This is a genomic window from Candidatus Nitrospira nitrificans, from assembly GCF_001458775.1.
GTDB lineage: Bacteria > Nitrospirota > Nitrospiria > Nitrospirales > Nitrospiraceae > Nitrospira_D > Nitrospira_D nitrificans.
In genome coordinates, this window is the sequence record NZ_CZPZ01000032.1 from 211,310 (window position 1) to 230,428 (window position 19,119).

Annotated in this window: 20 protein-coding genes; 19 read left to right on the forward strand and 1 reads right to left on the reverse strand. The window is 57.1% G+C overall.

All coding sequences use genetic code 11. The features are described 5' to 3' along the window. Positions 1-36: 36 nt before the first annotated feature. The 5 genes from COMA2_RS16435 to COMA2_RS16450 all read left to right on the forward strand — a co-directional run bounded on the left by COMA2_RS16435 (position 37) and on the right by COMA2_RS16450 (position 3,196). Positions 37-972 carry a LysR family transcriptional regulator gene (locus COMA2_RS16435; protein WP_090900790.1) on the forward strand — a complete coding sequence of 312 codons (936 nt, stop codon included), beginning with the start codon at positions 37-39 and terminating at the stop codon, positions 970-972. An 18-nt stretch (positions 973-990) separates the two neighbouring features. Next, entirely contained in the window at positions 991-1,707 is a 717-nt protein-coding gene (locus COMA2_RS16440; RefSeq protein WP_090900794.1) for a carbonic anhydrase, read from the forward strand. Positions 1,708-1,922: 215 nt separating this feature from the next. Continuing rightward, complete coding sequence (locus COMA2_RS20320; RefSeq protein ID WP_175304674.1) at positions 1,923-2,090, forward strand: hypothetical protein; 168 nt, start codon at positions 1,923-1,925, stop codon at positions 2,088-2,090. A 25-nt stretch (positions 2,091-2,115) separates the two neighbouring features. Then, on the forward strand, positions 2,116-2,532 hold the full coding sequence (locus tag COMA2_RS21165; protein ID WP_090900797.1) for a GFA family protein: 417 nt from the start codon (positions 2,116-2,118) through the stop codon (positions 2,530-2,532). Positions 2,533-2,713: 181 nt separating this feature from the next. Beyond that, positions 2,714-3,196, forward strand: a complete 483-nt coding sequence (locus COMA2_RS16450) for a VOC family protein (protein WP_090900800.1) — start codon at positions 2,714-2,716, stop codon at positions 3,194-3,196. 208 nt (positions 3,197-3,404) lie between these two features. Here the strand turns inward: COMA2_RS16450 and COMA2_RS16455 are convergent, their stop codons facing one another. Beyond that, a complete protein-coding gene (locus COMA2_RS16455) occupies positions 3,405-4,268 on the reverse strand; it encodes a DMT family transporter (protein WP_090900803.1) in 864 nt (287 codons plus the stop codon). 107 nt (positions 4,269-4,375) lie between these two features. Here COMA2_RS16455 and COMA2_RS16460 point away from each other — a divergent pair, with 107 nt between their 5' ends. From COMA2_RS16460 to COMA2_RS16525, 14 genes are all read left to right on the forward strand, one after another. Then, entirely contained in the window at positions 4,376-5,785 is a 1,410-nt protein-coding gene (locus COMA2_RS16460) for an aminotransferase-like domain-containing protein (RefSeq protein WP_090900805.1), read from the forward strand. A 243-nt stretch (positions 5,786-6,028) separates the two neighbouring features. Further along, the gene (locus COMA2_RS16465) at positions 6,029-7,525 is read left to right on the forward strand and encodes a DNA-3-methyladenine glycosylase 2 family protein (protein ID WP_245631069.1); all 1,497 of its coding nucleotides are present in this window, start codon (positions 6,029-6,031) and stop codon (positions 7,523-7,525) included. 2 nt (positions 7,526-7,527) lie between these two features. Further along, positions 7,528-8,013, forward strand: a complete 486-nt coding sequence (locus COMA2_RS16470; protein WP_090900808.1) for a methylated-DNA--[protein]-cysteine S-methyltransferase — start codon at positions 7,528-7,530, stop codon at positions 8,011-8,013. A 301-nt stretch (positions 8,014-8,314) separates the two neighbouring features. After that, positions 8,315-8,743, forward strand: a complete 429-nt coding sequence (locus COMA2_RS16475) for a VOC family protein (protein WP_217490794.1) — start codon at positions 8,315-8,317, stop codon at positions 8,741-8,743. 156 nt (positions 8,744-8,899) lie between these two features. After that, a complete protein-coding gene (locus COMA2_RS16480; RefSeq protein ID WP_217490795.1) occupies positions 8,900-9,433 on the forward strand; it encodes a cupin domain-containing protein in 534 nt (177 codons plus the stop codon). A gap of 68 nt (positions 9,434-9,501) precedes the next feature. Further along, positions 9,502-10,053: a GNAT family N-acetyltransferase gene (locus tag COMA2_RS16485; RefSeq protein ID WP_090900811.1), complete on the forward strand. Its 552-nt coding sequence runs from the start codon at positions 9,502-9,504 to the stop codon at positions 10,051-10,053. 4 nt (positions 10,054-10,057) lie between these two features. Then, on the forward strand, positions 10,058-10,507 hold the full coding sequence (locus COMA2_RS16490; protein ID WP_090900814.1) for a GNAT family N-acetyltransferase: 450 nt from the start codon (positions 10,058-10,060) through the stop codon (positions 10,505-10,507). A gap of 115 nt (positions 10,508-10,622) precedes the next feature. Then, entirely contained in the window at positions 10,623-10,901 is a 279-nt protein-coding gene (locus COMA2_RS20570) for a DoxX family protein (RefSeq protein WP_217490796.1), read from the forward strand. A gap of 16 nt (positions 10,902-10,917) precedes the next feature. After that, positions 10,918-11,142 carry a DUF2191 domain-containing protein gene (locus COMA2_RS21170; RefSeq protein WP_342672625.1) on the forward strand — a complete coding sequence of 75 codons (225 nt, stop codon included), beginning with the start codon at positions 10,918-10,920 and terminating at the stop codon, positions 11,140-11,142. After that, the gene (locus tag COMA2_RS16505; protein ID WP_090900823.1) at positions 11,123-11,551 is read left to right on the forward strand and encodes a type II toxin-antitoxin system VapC family toxin; all 429 of its coding nucleotides are present in this window, start codon (positions 11,123-11,125) and stop codon (positions 11,549-11,551) included. Before COMA2_RS21170 ends, COMA2_RS16505 begins: the two co-directional genes overlap by 20 nt. 282 nt (positions 11,552-11,833) lie before the next feature. Continuing rightward, positions 11,834-13,345 (forward strand): PAS domain S-box protein, encoded by a 1,512-nt coding sequence (locus COMA2_RS16510; protein WP_175304675.1) that lies wholly within the window; start codon positions 11,834-11,836, stop codon positions 13,343-13,345. Beyond that, entirely contained in the window at positions 13,314-13,958 is a 645-nt protein-coding gene (locus COMA2_RS16515; RefSeq protein WP_090900828.1) for a response regulator, read from the forward strand. Before COMA2_RS16510 ends, COMA2_RS16515 begins: the two co-directional genes overlap by 32 nt. Before the next feature lie 327 nt (positions 13,959-14,285). Next, positions 14,286-17,723 carry a molybdopterin-dependent oxidoreductase gene (locus COMA2_RS16520; protein WP_090900831.1) on the forward strand — a complete coding sequence of 1,146 codons (3,438 nt, stop codon included), beginning with the start codon at positions 14,286-14,288 and terminating at the stop codon, positions 17,721-17,723. Between the two features lie 106 nt (positions 17,724-17,829). After that, positions 17,830-19,119, forward strand: a 1,290-nt coding sequence (locus COMA2_RS16525) for a 4Fe-4S dicluster domain-containing protein (protein ID WP_090900834.1), incomplete at its 3' end; no start/stop codon positions are given.

The window sequence follows — 19,119 nt, forward strand, 5'->3', positions numbered from 1 at the left end:
ATTGATCTATTGATACTGAAAAGGTAATAATGCAGCATGGACGTTGGCAAGTTGAAGGCATTCATCGTTGTTGCCGAGGAACTAAACTTTAGAAGAAGTGCCGAGATTCTCGGGATGTCTCAGCCGCCACTTACGAGACTTATTGCTTCGTTGGAACATGAACTGGACACCAAGTTGTTTGAAAGAACTACGAGACGCGTTCGGTTGACCGGAGCGGGCGTTCTGCTTCTGAGAGAAGCACGGGAGATTGCGTCGGCTATTTCAAGGATTGAATCGGATGTCCGTGCCGTCGGGAAAAAGACGACCGGCGTCCTTAAGATTGGATTTTCGAGGGCGGCATTTATGGCTCGCTTCCCTGCGGTTATTGACGAGTTTCAAGTTCGTTTCCCAAAAATCACGCTGGATCTTCGAGAGAAAACGAGTAAAGAAATCGTCAAGCTCGTAAAGAATGGGTGTCTTGATGTGGGCTTTGTGGAAGGAGTGATCTCCGACCCCGAGATCGAAAGCCATGAGGTCGATTCAGAAAATTTGGGTGTTCTTCTTCACAAAAAACATCCGCTATCAACACGAAAGGAAATTCAGCTTTCCGACCTGAAGGATGACACGATCATTCTTCATCACCGAGGAGAGGTCGAGGAATGGCATGACAGAGTCGCCCGTCTGATCAAAGGGATGAGCAGGAGGCCTAAGATTTACGTGAAAGGCGATGGAGAATGTTGCCCAATTCTAGTGGCGACAGGAAGAGGGGTTGCATTAACCATCGCTGGATCTCAAAACATTGCCTCGCATCACACTCGATTTGTTCCGATTAGGGACATGTTCTTGCCCGTACGAGTCTTTTGGAAAGGAGAAAACGAAAATCCTTATTTGCGAACGTTTGTGAGCTTTGCCATGGAAAAGAGATCGGTTCTTTCCCGGAAAACGGAATGCTTGGTGCTGTCAAAGGAGAAGGGTGTTGAACCTGACTGTTGATTTTGAAGGAGGCATGTCATGCAAGTTCCGAAACCGGTGTCTCGGCGTGAGTTTATGCGGCTTTCCGGACTAGCGGCCGGCGCGACCGGTCTCGCCCTTTCGACGATGGGACGGGCAGCCGATCTACCGACGGGCGGACGGGATGCGGATACGGTGCTGGCTCAATTGTTCGAGGGCAACAAGCGGTTCATGGAGGGGGATCTCGCTCATCCGCGCCGGAAGCCGGAGGATTTCGTGCCACTGGCGGAGGGTCAGGCTCCCATCACCGTTATCGTTTGCTGCGCGGACTCGCGGGTTGCGCCTGAACTGATCTTCGATCAAGGCATAGGAGACCTTTTCGTGGTTCGTGTGGCCGGAAACGTCATCACCGGCGCAGGCGATTCCGTGAAGGGAAGCATCGAGTATGCGGTTGCGGAACTCGACGTACGGCTGATCCTGGTGCTGGGTCATAGCCAGTGCGGCGCGGTCAAGGCTGCCATCAAGCACATTGACGCCAAAGACACCCTGCCTGGTTCCATCGGCGGTCTTGTCGATCTGATCAGGCCGGCCGTGGCATCGGTGAAGAATAAGCAGGGCAACATACTCGATAACGCCATCAAAGCCAACGTTGAGCGGGGTGTGGAGCGGCTCACGCGTCTGGAGCCGATCCTGGCCGGTTCGGTAAAGAAGGGAACGCTGAAGGTCGTCGGCGCTGTCTATGACTTACACAGTGGCAAGGTCACGACGTTCGGGTGATGAGTCCGTGGGGCCTTAAGTTTAGATGCCGTAACGTGTTTGGTGCCTTATTATGGGGAAACGTGCCATGGACAATAGGTTCTATCTATGGGCTCTAAAACGTCGGTCCTCCAGTCGGAGGTTCATCTTGAAACCGTCTTAAAATGTTGGTGATCTAAAACGAATCGGTCCGAGAGGGTTCCCTCAAGTCCGTTCTCTCAAAAAGGAGATGATCTATGTCTCGCAAAGTGGATGCGATTCCGAAGGGCTATGAAGGCGCAACAGAACATCCGGGATCGGCGTATCGCTCTTGGCAACATCGGGCACAGGACGCTAATCGTTTACTCGATAGAGACGCTGTGATCGGCGCGTTTGGGTTCGGTCAAATTGGGCAATTGCTGTAACTCCTGTGTGAGCGAAAGGAGCCCCATGACAATTCGAGGGGGATGTCGTTGCGGGGCGGTTCGTTACGAGATTGACGGCTCGCTACGAAACGCACGATGTTGTCACTGTCCCGACTGTCGTAAGGCCTTTAGTAGCGCGTCGTCTGCATATGCCGAAGTGGATGCAGACTCGTTTTCATGGAAACTCGGCGAACACGATGTGACTCATTATCGTTCAGTTGAAGGGTGGGGCCTAGGGTTCTGTCGAGTGTGTGGCTCGACGCTCTGTGGACTCTATAATGGGAAGCTCCATGGGGTGACTCTGGGTAGTGTAGATGGAGATCCTGGCGTTCGGATCACCATGCACATCTTTGTCGGGTCGAAGGCTCCGTGGCATGAAATTGGCGGTCATGCACCGCAGTATGCTGAACGACCACCGAAACCGGGTCCCATTGGGGAGTAACGCCGCACAACCAGACGCAGAAGACGTGCGCCGATGGGCGAGATCGAGAGGCATCCATCACGCACACAACCAGGCTGCCACGCTGGGCATTGTGATTGAAGTCGGTCGACTTTCGAGTTCACGTTCGGAAGAAGATACAGCAGCGCGGAGCGGTTCCGTTCTCTCAATAAGGAGGTTATTTATGGCAGGTAAGGTAAAGGCAATTCCAGCGGGCTACGAAGGCGCGACGCCATATCTCATCATCAAGGATGCCGCCCGCGCGCTGGAGTTTTATCAGAAGGCGTTCGGCGCGATGGAAGTCATGCGCATCGCAGGTCCCAATGGATCCGTGGGCCATGCGGAAATCAAGATCGGACAGGCGCTCATCATGCTGGCGGATGAATTCCCTGAGATGAATTGCAAGAGCCCTCAATCGTTCGGGGGCTCGCCCGTAAGCATCATGGTGTACGTGCAGGACGTAGACGCGTTTGTGAAACAGGCCGTCGCGGCCGGCGCGAAGGTGATCACTCCGGTTGAGAACAAGTTCTACGGCGATCGTTCCTGCAGCTTGGAAGATCCCTTCGGACATCACTGGCACTTCGCCACGCATGTGGAGGACGTACCTTCCGACGAGATGGCGAAACGTGCGGAAGCGTTCATGAAACAACAGGACTCTTTTTCGTGAATGGAGCGCGACGAGGAGCGAATCTCCTTTTATCGCCTCCTCTGGGACAACGAAGGCAAGGTTGATATGAAGGAAGCAAAATAGAGTTTAGAAAACTCTTCGGACTGCTCAGATCTGGTGCCTGGGACGTTGACGACAAGATGCCCAGAATTTGACGGCAGGTCCAAGCCCGCTGCGAAAATAGCTAGTATCGATTTGTTTCTATCTTCTATTTCGCAAATTTCTTCGCGCCGACGACGCACAAGACGACAGCGGTCGTCACAGCGATCATAACGGGACTGACCTGCTCATGCAGCAGCGTAGCCGCCAATCCGAAGCCGAAGAACGGTTGGAAGAGTTGTAATTGTCCTACGGCGGCGATGCCGCCTTGCGCCAGCCCGCGATACCAGAACACAAACCCGATCAGCATGCTGAACAGCGAGACATAGACGAGGCCGATCCACGCGGGCCAGCCTATTTCCATAAAAGTAGGCGGCGCGGTGATGATCGCCGACACCAGCATGATCGGCAACGACAACACGAGCGCCCAGGAGATCACCTGCCAGCCCCCAAGTTTGCGAGACAGTCTGGCCCCTTCCGCGTAGCCCAGCCCGCAGACGACAATCGCTGTCAGCATTAGGGAATCTCCGACCGGCGAGGCTGAAAAGTCTTGCGTCATCATGAAGCCGGCTACAAGTGCGCTGCCCAGGCACGAGAACAGCCAAAAGGCCGGGCGTGGACGCTCACCACCGCGCAGCACACCGAAGATCGCCGTTGCGAGCGGCAAGAGACCGATGAAGACAATGGAATGAGCGGAGGTGATATGTGTGAGCGCCAGCGCCGACAGCAGAGGAAAGCCCACCACGACACCGAACGCCACGATGCCCAGCGAGCGCAGGTCGCTGCGCGCAGGACGCTTTTCGCGGAACGTCATCAGGAGCGCAATTCCCAACAGCCCGGCGATGGCCGCCCGCGCGACGGTCAGGAAGACAGGATCGAAATCCATCACCGCTACCCGCGTGGCCGGTAGCGAACCGCTGAAAATCAATACGCCAAGAAACCCGTTGACCCAGCCGCTCACCGTTTTGTCCATCCATGGCCCCCGTTCGTGTTCGTGTTGTATAGGACCGAAGGCATGGCGGTTCCAGAGACGGTCGGATACAATTCCGCAAAACTGTCATGGCGATCGGAGCAGTACGGATGGAGAGTCAAACGATAAGGAATGAGGATGGCGTCACGTTGATCGGCCACGTCATGGCGATCATCAGGCAGAGAATAGCCCGGCGCACCTTGACACCTGGAGCACAGTTGCCGTCAGTCCGCGCCTTCGCCAAGACCATGCAGGTTTCGAAATCCACGATCGTCGAAGCCTATGAGCGTCTTGCGGCGGAAGGCGTGATCCGCTCCCGTCCGGGCTCGGGGTTCTATGTCGTGGCGCCGCTCGCTCCACTGTCGTTGGCGGAGATCGGCCCTCAACTCGACCGCGCGGTCGACCCGCTCTGGATCTCGCGCCAGTCGTTGGAAGCCGGCCATAACATTCTGAAACCCGGTTGTGGGTGGCTGCCGGCATCATGGATGCCTGAGACAGCCTTGCGCCGTGCGCTCCGGACGTTGGCGCGTTCGGATGGCGCCACACTCACCGATTATGGAACGCCGCTCGGATTGCCGCCCCTGCGCCGGCTCCTCGCCCGACGTATGGGTGAGCACGGCATAGAAGTGTCCCCCGAACACATCATGCTGACGGAATCCGGCACACAGGCGATCGATCTTTTGTGCCGCTTTCTGCTCCAACCTGGCGATACGGTGCTGGTGGACGATCCCTGCTACTTCAACTTTCATGCGTTGCTGCGCGTTCATAGGGCCAAGGTTATCGGCGTCCCCTATACACCGTCCGGACCGGACATCGATCTCTTTGCGCAGGCGTTAGCCGAACATCGGCCGCGCCTGTACATCACGAATTCCGCCCTTCACAATCCGACCGGCGCGATCCTCTCCCCCGTCGTCGCGCACCGATTGCTGAAGATCGCAGATCAATCTGGATTGACCATTATCGAGGACGACATTTTTACCGATTTTGAACACAGGCCTGCCCCAAGGTTGGCTGCCTTTGACGGTCTCAAGCGGGTCGTCCATATCGGGAGTTTTTCCAAATCGCTTTCGGCGTCGGTGCGTTGCGGCTTCATCGCGGCTCCGCGCGATTGGATCGAAGGATTGACGGACCTCAAGATCGCCACGTCCTTCGGCAGCGGACGGTGTTCAGCCGAGCTGGTGCTGGCGCTTCTGAAGGACGGCAGCTATCGGAAGCACATGGATGCGGTTCGCGCGCGGCTTTCACGCGCCATGAGCAAAACCATCGCCCGCCTGAAGGCGATCGGCATCACGCCATGGATAGAGCAGCAGGCAGGCATGTTTCTCTGGTGCAGCCTCCCGAAGGGCGTCGATGCGGCGGATATTGCCCGCAGCGCCTTAACGGCTGGCGTTGTTTTGGCTCCCGGCAACGCATTCAGCCTCTCTCGAACGGCCAACGGCTTCGTACGTTTCAATGTAGCCCAGTCGGACGACGAGCGAATTTTCAAGGTGCTGAAAGCGGCATTAACCAAGAGTGGGTAAATCGGGAATTTCGGGAAGATGTGTCATCGGCTTGGGTGGCAGAAAAGCTGACGGGCAAACGAAGTCGATTGCATCTCGATCTCTATACGAACGACCGGGAGTATGATAGTGGAGCCGTTGATCAAGATCGGAGCGACTCGGTGTTCATGGCGATATCGTCCAGGTGACGATTTCGTGGTGTCAGCAGACCCCGATGGCAACCTCATCTGTGTGGTTCAGACCTAGGTTTCGACTCGGGTCGTCATGTCCGAAAACGGCGAGCAGGCCCTCGAAGGCGATAGTTATAATCTTCCCATGACGCTCGATCCCACCACTTGCTATCGCGCGCTTCGATCGCGCGATGCTCGCTTCGACGGACGCTTCTTTGTCGCGGTCTCGTCGACACGCATCTATTGCCGCCCGGTCTGCACAGTGAAACCGCCCAGGCTTGAGAACTGCCGTTTCTATCCGAGCGCCGCTGCGGCCGAAGTCGCCGGCTACCGGCCTTGTCTGCGTTGCCGTCCCGAGCTCGCGCCGGGCAATGCGAGTGTGGATGCGACCACGCGCTTGGCACAGGCCGCCGCGGGCCTGATCGAAGATCGCGCGCTCGATTGTGATGGATTGGGAAGCGTTGCATCGAGCCTGGGCATCACCGACCGACATTTGCGCCGGACATTCGCCGCCGAGTTCGGTGTCTCGCCCGTCGAGTTCGCTCAGACGCAGCGCCTGCTGCTCGCCAAACGCCTGCTCACCGATACCAATTTGCCGGTCACCGAAGTCGCGTTTGCGAGCGGTTTTGGAAGTCTGCGACGCTTCAACACGCTCTTCAGGCAACGCTATCGCTTGCAGCCTGGACAGTTGCGCCGGCGCGCGAATGATAAGGCGATGCCGGTCGCCGATGCCCTGCGCTTCGATCTCAGTTTCCGTCCGCCCTACGATTGGCCGGCGATGAGGGCGTTTCTCAGCGCGCGGGCGATAGCCGGTGTCGAGATGTTCGATCGCTTTTGTTACCGCCGCACGGTGCGTGTGACATCGGAGGGCAAGGACCATCTGGGATGGATCGAGATCGGATTGTCGCCGACAAAACAGGCGCTCCATGTCGTTGCCTCTTCACCGCTCGCGCTGGTTCTACCTCCTCTGCTTGGACGTATCAAGACGCTTATGGATCTCTCTTGCAATCCGATCGAGGTAGCGAAGGTGTTGGGCGAGTTGGCGCAGCGTCGTCCCGGCATGCGTGTTCCCGGCGCGTTCGACGGATTCGAAGTCGCGGTACGCGCGATTATTGGGCAACAAGTCACAGTAGCTGGGGCACGGACCATTGCGGGTCGCTTCGCTGCCGCGTTGGGGGATCCGATCGAGACGCCGTTTGAGGCTCTGACGACGGTATTTCCCTCCGCGGCGCGCGTGGCCGGAGTGGCGGTCGACCTCATCGCGCGACTGGGCATGCCGGCGGCGCGCGCACGCACGGTGGTCGCGCTTGCGCGCGCCGTAGCGGACGGCGACCTGATCCTGACGCCTCACACGGATCTCGATGCGACATTAGAGCGGCTGCGCTTGCTGCCCGGAGTAGGGGAGTGGACGGCGCAGTATATCGCCATGCGGGCGCTTGCATGGCCGGATGCATTTCCCCATACCGATCTCGGCGTCATGAAGGCGCTGAAGGAGAACGATGCACGTCGCGTGCTCGAAGTCGGTGAAGCCTGGCGGCCGTGGCGCGCGTATGCCGTGATGCAGCTCTGGCATTCACTGACCAAGGAGTGATCATGTTGTACTACGACTACTATCAAAGCCCCCGTGGACGCATATTGCTGGTTGCGGATGACCACGCGTTGACGGGCGTCTATTTTACCGGGCAGAAGTATCACCCCCGCATCGACGAGACATGGAAACGAACCGATCAGCATGCACCGCTCCGCCAGGCCAAGCACGAACTGTCGGAATATTTCGACGGCAAGCGGACGCGGTTTACGGTCAAACTCGCGCCGCAAGGCACACCATTTCAGCGCGCGGTCTGGAAGGCGATTGTGGGTGTCCGGTTCGGTCACACCATCGCGTATGCCGAACTGGCACAGCGCGCAGGTTATCCCGGTAGCGCGCGAGCGGCCGGCGCAGCCACCGGCCGCAACCCGATCGGTATCATTGTGCCCTGCCACCGCATCGTCGGCTCGAACGGTTCGCTTACCGGCTACGCCGGGGGCTTGTCGAAAAAGCGCGCCCTTCTGGCGTTGGAAGGGCGCGCCTCGAGTTAGTCCCAGCCACGGCCGGCGCCTGACGGAGCTGTGCATCGTTCTGCAGGTGTGTGTTGGCGATGCAGAGCCGATCCTAAGTCCCTGCCTTGGAACACAAGGCTGGCTTCGTTCATGGGTTTGCATTGCTCTGGGTGACTTTCTCCAATATGAAACCAAGGCTTGGGAGGGCATGGTTCTCGACGTGGTATTTGACACGGGACCTCTCACTGACGATAGTGTCCATGGCTTAGGTTCGAAAAGAGACAAGGGACTACCCCTATGTCCCCTTGCAGCTCACTTCATACATCAGTGGAGTCGGACTATGCCGCTTACTCAACAGAAGCCCGCAGCTACTGTCTCGACGTTTCTCATGTTCCAAGAAGGCAACGCGCAGGAAGCGATGGCCCTCTACGAATCCGTTTTTCCAAGCGCGCGCATCGAACGGATTGAACGGTACGGGCCGGGGGAGCCGGGCACTGAAGGCACCGTGAAGGTGGCGCATTTCGACCTGAACGGTCATCGACTGGTCTTCAGCGACAGCTACGTGAAGCACGAGTTCACGTTCACGCCGTCGATCTCGCTGTTCGTCGACTTCACATCTGCCGAGGAACTGGATTCGACGTTCGCCAAACTCGCCGATGGGGGGAAGGTCTTCATGCCGCCGGACAACTACGGCTTCAGTCGGCGCTTCAGCTGGTGCAGTGACCGGTTTGGCGTGTCCTGGCAATTGAATTTTCCAGAAAAGTCCTAGGAGACGACTCGACCAGCAGTCATTCCTCGATGCCGGTCCAACAGAACCGCTTCTCTCCCTCTGTGAGGTTCGCTAGCATGGACGTCTGTCTCAGTACAGGGCAAAAACTTGGAAAAGTTCCTAGATGATGTGAAGTCAAGTCAGCAAGGAGGAAAGATGCAAACCAACTCGTCCTACTCAGATCAAGACGGTCGAGCTTTCCCACAAGGTTTCCGGGTATTACTCATCGTGCTCTTTCTTGTTTTTGCCGGCGTTGTAAACGGGAGCGCCGAGGACAAAGTGGCTACCAACAAGCAACCCCTGTCATTTGGGAAGGATCAAACCATCATCGATCTCAATAAGGTGGTCTGGGAACCGCTCACGGGCGAGGGCATCCCGCCTGGTCCTGAGATCGGAACGTTGCGTGGGAGTCTGGCAGCCGGAGGCGGGGAAGTGGTCGTGCGACTGCCGGCCAACTATACGTTTCCCAACCACAGTCATATCAGCGACGAACTCATTGTTTGGATCAAGGGCGACTTCACCTATATCGCTGAAGACGGCACGGCGGCGGATCTCAGTGGACAGACTTTCATTAGTCTTCCTGGGGGTGTGCCGCACGCTGTGAAGTGCGGCAAGGAGCCATGTGTCTTTTACTTGCGCTATTCACGGCCGTTTGATTACCACATTCATCCCGCGCCGAGTAAAAAATAGCCGGCGCTTCACAGAGTTGGATTGCGACGCAAGCACTCAGGTCCCCAAAGGTCGGAACTGCCTTCACTATGACTATGCCGCGTGAAATCAAAACTGATCGACTGCGGCTTCGTCGCTGGATTCCGGCCGACCTGGCGCCGTTCGCGGCCCTCAATGCCGATCCGAGGGTCACCGAATATCTGCCGAAACCACTCTCACAAGCGGAAAGCGACGCCTTTGTTGCGCGCATAGAGGCCCATTTCGACGAGCATGGCTTCGGTCTTTGGGCCGTGGAAATTCGTCGGACCGCATCCTTCGCGGGGTTCATCGGTCTCTTGGTGCCGCATTTCCAATCCCACTTCACCCCCTGTGTGGAGATTGGATGGCGCTTCGGCACGGAGCATTGGGGGCAGGGGTACGCTACGGAGGGAGCTCGAGCCGTGCTTGCGTTCGGCTTCGAGGTCCTCGGGCTTACGGAGGTCGTATCGTTCACGGTGCCGGAAAATGTGCGCTCGCGTCGCGTGATGGAACGGATCGGGATGGCCCACAAGGCGTCGGACGATTTTGACCACCCGTTGCTGCCGGATGGGCATCCGCTTCGGCGCCATGTCCTCTATAGATTGTTCGCGAGGAAGAAATAGCCACATGAACAGTTTAATTTCTTGCCGTGCAGCGTCAAAGGCCGATCTTCCCGAAATACTTCGTCTCTATGCGCAGCCTGATTTAGATGATGGGAAGGTGCTTTCTCTATCCGAGGCCGAGCGCATCTTCGAACGCATGGCGCGCTACCCCGACTACACGATCTATGTAGCGGTTTGCGACGACCAAATCGTGGGCACGTTCGCTCTGCTTAGCATGGACAATTTGGGCCATTTAGGGACGCCGTCGGCTGTCATCGATGACGTGGCGGTCGATCCGGCTTGGCAGAATCGCGGCGTTGGAAACATGATGATCCGCTATGCACTCGAAGTGGCACGCCAAAAGGGTTGCTATAGGGCCGCGCTTTCCTCCAACCTAAAGCGTGAGCGCGCGCACGCTTTCTATGAGTCACTGGGCTTCGAGCGTCACGGGTACAGTTTTCGTATCAGCACCTAACGCTCCGGCTGCTCGTGGATGGCGCGATGACATTGGTGAAACCGGAGATCGTTATCAAGGCGTCCATGGAGCTAGATACGCCGAGTCCGTGATTGTCCCTCTGGGAATCGCTCTGTTGACAGATACCATTCTCTATCTGATTCCACGGACTGCGGTTCTCGGTGCCGTCCTGTTGACGGGCCATTTAGGCGGCGCCGCGGCTACCCATGTAAGCGCCGGACAAGACTGTTCGAAGTCTTCTTTCCCGTCCTGTTCGGCGCTGCGCGAACGCCCTCTCTTGCGGGGATTAGCCAGCACAGCGACGAGGCAACTCGGTGACTATCCATGGGAGAAACTGGGCGTTGACATCTATATGACCAATGGATATGCTTTGATGCATGAGGACGACAATTAATCTACCCGACGACCTTATGACGCAGATCAAGAAACTGGCGGCGGCATCCCGCTCCACGGTGACCGGTCTCATTGAAGATACTCTGCGTGAGAGCTTGGCAAGGCGCCGTCGCTCGCGGCGTTCAGGACGAGTAACTTTGCCGACATATGGGAAGAAAGGACCGCTTCCTGGGGTGGATATCGACGATACCGCCTCCCTGCTCGATGTGATGGAGTCATCTGTTGATACTGCCCGACGTTAATGTTCTCGTATATGCCCACCGGCACGATTCGGCGCGCCATTCAGATTACCGAGGTTGGCTGAACCAGATTCTCAGATCGGATGCGGCTTTCGGGATTTCGGATCTGGTACTGAGCGGGTTCCTCCGAATTGTGACCCATCCGCGAATCTTCGGCGATCCGACTCCTCTTAACGTCGCTATGGAATTTGCCGTGTCGGTACGTGAGCATCCCAACGCGGTGACATTGACGCCCGGCGAGCGACATTGGGAAATCTTCCAACGCTTATGTCGTGAGGCGAATGCGAAGGGCAACCTCGTCGCCGATGCGTACTTGGCCGCTCTCGCCATTGAGACCGGTGCGGAGTGGATTACGACAGACCGCGACTACGCGCGGTTTCCGGGTCTGCGGTGGAGACATCCTTTCAACTGATGCGACGGCATGCGGAGGAATTGATACAGGTTCACACCTTATCGCCTCAATCAAGCCGACTACTCACAGCCGACATTCGGCCGCGCGCGCATGATTGCGAGGCATCGCAACGCCATTTTGGGAACTGACCTGGCCTCCACTCTTCAGCTGCATCCCGCTCCGCACCTGTCCGTTTGTCGATAAGACCCATTTGACGCAAGCCGACCATTCTCGCTTACAATAGACACGATCACACCCCGTTTTAGGTAACCGTTCAAGGGCTGATCGGCGATCAGCATGCGCATGAATGCTCAATTGAGAGAATACATCCTGCTCAGCTTCATGGCCCTGCTCCTGGCCGGACTCTTTTCTTTCGACATTTATTCGCCCACCGCCTTCGCCGACCATGAGTTTTATGTCATCGTCGTGTTGGTCGCTACGGCCTCGCGTTTTTCATGGATGCCGGCCATAGCCGCTGGAGCAGGCACGATCCTCACCTTGGTGGGAGGGCTGGGGACTCCATGGTTTGCCTACTTGCCGCCGTGGATTCAGATGGGAAACAGATCGATTACGATCGTCATCTTATGGGTTCTCGTGTGGTTTGCCTGGAAACGGCGACAGGCCGAGACGGCCCTGCAGAAGGCAAACGATGATCTCGAACGCAAGGTCGCGGCGAGAACCCAGGAACTCGCCACCCTCAATCAAACCTTGGTCATGGAGATCACAGAACACATTCAGACCGAACAAGCGCTGCGCCTATCACAAGGTCGGCTGGCCGGCATCCTTGACATCGCCGAGGACGCCATCATCGTCACCGAACATGACCGCTCGATCACGCTCTTCAACCAAGGGGCGGTGAAACTGTTCGGTTATGATCCGGGCGAGGTGCTGGGGAAACCGATCGACCTGCTGCTTCCCAAACGATTTCAGATCGATCATACAGACCAGATTAATATGCTCGCCCAAGTGCTTGATTCCGCTCCTCACATGGCGCAACGGCATGAAGTCTTCGGCATGAAGCGGGATGGAAGTGAGTTCCCCGCCGAGGCGAGCATTTCACGGCTGAGCGTGGGCGAGCGATCCACTTTTACCGTAATCGTCCGAGACATCACGGAGCGCCTGAGGAAAGAGCAGCAACTTCAATCGTTGACCGCACAATTGATGATGGCGCAAGAAGAAGAACGTCGGCGCATCGCCCGGGAGCTCCACGACGACATCAATCAACGGCTGGCCTTGGCGGTCATTGAAATCGGGACCATGTTGTCCGACCCGTCGACGATGACCAGCGAAGCCATCCAAGCGATGGCTCGACGGCTGGCGAGAATCTCCGACGATGTCCGTCGCATGGCCTACCAATTTCATTCCTCCATCCTCGACGACCTCGGTCTGCCCGCGGCGCTCAAACACATGGCAACTGAATGGTCGGCCAAGACGGGAATCAAAATGGTGCTCGTGCAGCAAGAGATAGTTGATGATTCCTTGTCACGCGACATTGCCTCTTGCCTCTATCGGGTGACACAGGAAAGTCTTGCCAACGTCATGAAACATGCCCACGCGAGTCGTGTCGAGCTCGAATTGACCTGCGACGAGCAAGAGATTACGCTGTCGATCTACGATACCGGTGTCGGATTCGATCTCAAGGAGATTCAGGCTCGTCATCCCGGGTTGGGTCTTGTGAACATGCAGGAGAGAGTCAGATCCGTGCGAGGCCGATTCGACATTCAGTCGGAGCCGGGCCAAGGCACACATATTACTGTGCAGATTCCACTCTCAGGAGCGCCACATGAAGAAGCCGCGAGTTCTTTTGGCCGATGACCATACCTTCGTCCTTGAAGGATTCAAGAAGTTGCTGGAAGGACATTGTGAATTGGTGGGGGCCGTCGAGGACGGTCGCGCCCTCATCGCCGCCGCTGTAGAGCTCCAGCCACAGATCGTCATATTGGACATTTCGATGCCTCGGCTGAACGGCATCGAGGCGGCGAAGAAGCTCAAGAAGCAGTCGCCCGAAGTGAAACTGATCTTCGTCACAATGCACGCAGAAACGGTGTATGTCAACGAGGCCTTCAGAGCAGGGGCCTCAGGCTATTTGTTGAAACAATCGGCCGCCACGGAATTGGCGCAGGCGGTTCAGTCGGTAATGAACGGCGATTTTTACGTGACCCCGCTCATTACGCGAGATGTCGTCACGTCCTTCCTTAAACCGGAGCAATCCCGTTCAGCCACGATGGACGACTTGACGACCAGGCAGCGCGAAATTCTACAACTGGTTGCCGAGGGGTTCTCCGCGAAAGAAATCGCTCACCAGTTGAAGATTTCACATCGAACCGTCGAATTTCACAAAGCCAAGATCATGGAGCAACTCCATCTCCACACGACCATCGACCTTGTCAAATATGCCTTGGCCCAAGGCCTTGTCACGTCACCATGACGGCTTTGGGAACTATACGGTAGCCGTTCCGCAAAAACCACGTAGTTTTCACAGGTCCAGCCGGTAGTCTTCCGCGCTCTCTTCCGATGCTGACTTCGCTATTATGCGTCCCCGATGCATGCCCGCACGTCGATATGTCGTACGCTCTGCCTTGATGGCGTGGGGAAAAGCCGACCCGACAACCCAAAATCTTTGAGCGATATAGACAGCGGCTGCCGGCGTGAATGCACGGCAGTTGTCTCCGCTGTCACACGGGAACTGACATGAGCCTAGGTCTAGGAAGGAAGAGAATTCAGATCTCTATACTGAAACAGGGAGGTTCACCATATGCTTGTCTCGCGTAGACAATTCATGAAAGCCACTGCGGGGACCATCGCCGCCGCAGCCGTGGCGGATAAAGTCTTGGCATTGACGGCGCTCCAGCCGGTCATCGAGGTCGGCAACCCCTTAGGGGAGTATCCCGACCGATCCTGGGAGCGGGTGTATCACGACCAATATCGGTACGATTCGTCTTTTACATGGGTCTGCTCCCCGAATGACACGCACGCCTGTCGCATTCGAGCCTTCGTTCGGAACGGCGTGGTCATGCGGGTCGAGCAGAACTACGACCACCAGACCTATGAAGATCTGTATGGAAACCGGGGCACGTTCGCTCACAACCCGCGTATGTGTCTGAAAGGATTCACCTTCCACCGGCGAGTGTACGGGCCCTACCGATTGAAGGGGCCTTTGATGCGGAAGGGGTGGAAACAATGGGCCGACGACGGATCCCCGGAGTTAACCCCCGAAGCCAAGCGCAAATATAAGTTTGACAGTCGTTTTTTAGACGATATGCTTCGCGTTTCCTGGGATACGGCCTTTACCTATGCCGCCAAGGCCATGATTGTGATTGCCACGCGGTATAGTGGCGAGGCCGGCGCGCGACGCCTTCGCGAGCAGGGTTATGCGCCGGAGATGATTGAAATGATGAAGGGCGCTGGAGTGCGCTGCTTCAAGCACCGGGCAGGCATGCCCATTCTCGGGTTCATCGGCAAACACTCCAACACCCGTTTCAACAACAGCGTCCTGCCGTTGCTGGATACATGGATACGCAAGGTCGGGCCGGACCAAGCGCAAGGCGGTCGGTATTGGAACAATTACACCTGGCATGGGGACCAAGATCCCTCACAGCCGTTTTGGAACGGCACGCAAAACTGCGACGTTGACTTGAGCGATATGCGCTTCACGAAGTTCAACACGAGCTGGGGCAAGAATTTCGTCGAGAACAAGATGCCGGAAGCGCACTGGAAGCTCGAATCGATCGAGCGCGGCGCGCGCATCGCGGTGATCACTCCGGAGTACAATCCGACGGCCCAGCGAGCCGACTACTGGATTCCCCTTCGCCCGCAATCGGACGGGGCGTTGTTCCTCGGGGCCTGCAAAATCATTCTCGATGAGAACATGCAGGACATCGACTATCTCAAGCAGTTCACGGATATGCCCCTGTTGGTCCGCACGGATACTCTCCAGTATCTGGACCCACGGGATGTGATCCAGGATTATAAATTCCCTGATTTCTCACACAGTTATTCCGGCCGGATCCAAGCGTTGAAGCCGGAATACATCGAACGGCTAGGCGGTTTCATGGTGTGGGACATGGCCAAGAAGCAGGCCGTCCCGCTTCATCGTGAGCAGGTCGGCTGGCATTTCGATAAGAGCGGGATTGAGCCGGCCTTGACGGGTACCTATCGAGTCAAGCTGCTGAACGGACGCGAAATCGACGCGCTGCCCATCTACCAGCTGTACCTGATCCACCTCCAAGACTACGATCTCGATACCACGCATCAGATCACCCGCTCTCCCAAGGATCTCCTGGTCCGCTGGGCGCGCGACTCGGGCACCATTAAACCAGCCGCGATCCACAACGGCGAAGGAGTCTGTCACTATTTCCATATGACGGCGAACGGGCGGGCGGCTGCCCTTGTCCTGACCTTGACCGGCAATATCGGCAAGTTCGGCTCCGGTTGCCATACCTGGTCCGGCAATTACAAGGTGGGAATTTGGAATGCGACGCCCTGGTCTGGCGTCGGTGGCGGCGTACACTTATCGGAAGATCCCTGGCACATCAATTTGGACGCCAATGCCCATGGGAAAGAAATCAAGTACAGGAACTACTATTACGGCGAAGAGCCTGCGTACTGGAATCACGGGGATACCGCGTTGATTGTCAATACGCCGAAGTATGGACGCAAGGTCTTCACCGGCAAGACCCACATGCCGACGCCGAGCAAGTTCCGTTGGGTCGTCAACGTCAACCTGTTGAACAACGCCAAGCACCATTACGATATGGTGCGGAACGTCGACCCCAACATCGAATGTCTCATCACCCAGGACATCGAAATGACGTCCGACGTCAACCACGCCGACATCGCCTTTGCCGTGAACTCCTGGATGGAATTCACCTATCCGGAAATGACGGCCACCGTGTCGAATCCGTGGGTGCAGATTTGGAAGGGTGGGATCAGGCCGCTGTACGACACGCGGAACGATGCAGATACGTTTGCGGGGGTGGCGGCAAAACTCGCCGAGATCACGGGCGAGAAACGAATGAGAGACGTCTTCCACTTTGTCTATGAGAATCGCGTGGACGTGTATGCACAACGCCTCCTTGACGCATCCAGCACGTTTTACGGCTACAGTGCCGATGTGCTCTTGAAGTCGGAAAAGGGCTGGATGGTGATGGTCAGGACCTATCCGCGACATCCACTCTGGGAGGAGACCAACGAGTCGAAGCCGATGTGGACCAGATCAGGGCGCATCGAGAGCTATCGTATCGAACCGGAAGCCATCGAGTACGGCGAAAACTTTATCTCCCATCGGGAAGGTCCGGAGGCGACGCCCTACTTGCCGAACGCGATCTTCACGACGAACCCCTACGTTCGGCCGGACGACTATGGCATTCCGATTGCGGCCCAACATCACGACGACAAAATGATTAGGAACATCAAGCTTGCGTGGCAGGAAATCAAACGCCACAGCAATCCCTTGTGGGAGAAGGGGTACCAGTTCTACTGCGTGACCCCGAAAACGCGCCATCGCGTGCACAGTCAGTGGTCGGTGAACGACTGGGTGCAGATTTACGAGTCCAACTTCGGCGATCCGTACCGGATGGACAAGCGAACGCCGGGGGTCGGCGAACATCAGGTGCATATCAATCCTCAAGCGGCCAAAGATCGTGGGATCAACGACGGGGACTATGTCTACATCGACGGGAATCCGGTGGACCGGCCTTACCGCGGGTGGAAACCCAGCGATCCCTACTACAAGGTCGCGCGGTTGATGATTCGCGCGAAGTACAATCCGGCCTATCCGTACCACGTCACGATGGCCAAGCATGCGCCCTATGTGTCGACCGCGAAGTCCGTCAAGGGCCATGAAACCCGGCCGGATGGGCGCGCGATCGCGATCGACACCGGGTATCAGTCGAACTTCCGGTATGGCGCGCAGCAGTCCTTTACGCGCAGCTGGCTGATGCCGATGCATCAAACCGACTCGCTCCCCGGTAAATCTGCAAACGGGCTGAAGTTTAAGTGGGGGTTTGAAATCGATCACCACGCGGTCAATACGGTGCCGAAGGAATGTCTCATCCGGATCACCAAGGCGGAAGACGGCGGCATCGGGGCCCGTGGGCCGTGGGAACCGGTCCGGACGGGGTTCACGCCGGGGCAAGAAAACGAGTTCATGATCAAGTGGCTCAAGGGCGAACATATCAAGATTAAAGTCTGAGGAAGACGTGAACCGTGAGGCGTGAACCGTGAAGCGCAGGAGTGGGTCTCCAACGGTTCACGATTCACGCGTAACGAATAACGGTTGCGACTGAAAGGAGCACACGATGCCGGAAGTCTATAATTGGCAGCTGGGCCGCAAGATGTTGTATCCCTACGAGGAACGGCATCCGAAGTGGCAGTTTGCCTTTGTCTTCAACATCAATCGCTGTTTAGCCTGTCAGACCTGCAGCATGGCGGATAAGTCGACCTGGCTCTTTTCCAAAGGGCAGGAATACATGTGGTGGAACAACGTGGAAACCAAGCCCTATGGCGGGTATCCCCAGTTCTACGACGTCAAGATCACGCAGTTGATCGAGCAGGTGAATCCGGGGGGGCAAGTCTGGAACGTTCGGGTGGGGCGGAAACACCATGCGCCCTACGGCGTCTTTGAAGGGATGACCATTTTTGATGCCGGGGCCAAAGTGGGCCAGGCCGCCATCGGCTACATTCCGACGGACCAGGAGTGGCGGTTCGTCAACATCTACGAAGACACGGCCACCTCGATGCGAGCGTTGGTCGAAGGCATCGACAAGACCGGCTTCTCGCGGGATGAGCCGTGGAAAATGACCGGGAGCAGCTTGCCGGAGCACGAGACCTTCTTCTTCTATCTCCAGCGGATTTGCAATCACTGCACCTATCCGGGGTGCTTGGCGGCCTGCCCCCGCAAGGCCATTTACAAGCGGCCGGAGGACGGCATCGTCCTCATCGATCAGAACCGGTGCCGGGGCTACAAGAAGTGCGTCGAGCAGTGTCCCTACAAGAAGCCGATGTATCGCGGGACGACGCGGGTGAGCGAGAAGTGTATCGCCTGTTATCCCCGGATCGAGGGCAAGGATCCGCTGACCGGCGGCGAGCCGATGGAGACGCGCTGTATGGCCGCCTGTGTCGGCAAGATTCGCATGCAGAGCTTGATGCGGATCGGCGAGGACGGCTTGTGGGCGGAAGATCGGTGGCATCCGCTGTACTACGCCATTCGGGTAGAGCAAGTCGCCTTGCCGCTGTACCCGCAATGGGGCACCGAGCCCAATGGCTTCTACATCCCCCCCCGGCATTCCCCGCGGGGCTATGCCCGGCAGATGTTCGGGCCCGGCGTGGACAATGCCATTGAGAAATACTTGGTCCCCAGTCGCGAACTGTTGGCCGTGCTGCAGCTCTGGCGGGCCAGTCAGCAGATTGTGTTCCGCTACGATGTCATCCCGGGGCCCAAAGTCTTTGAAACGCAGATCCACGGGAAGCGGTTCGAAATGTACAACGACACCGTCTTGGGCTTCAATAAGTCGGGCAAGGAAGTGGCCCGGATTCAGGTCGAAGAGCCGATCTACATCCGGCCGGCTGAACGGGTCACCTGGTTATCA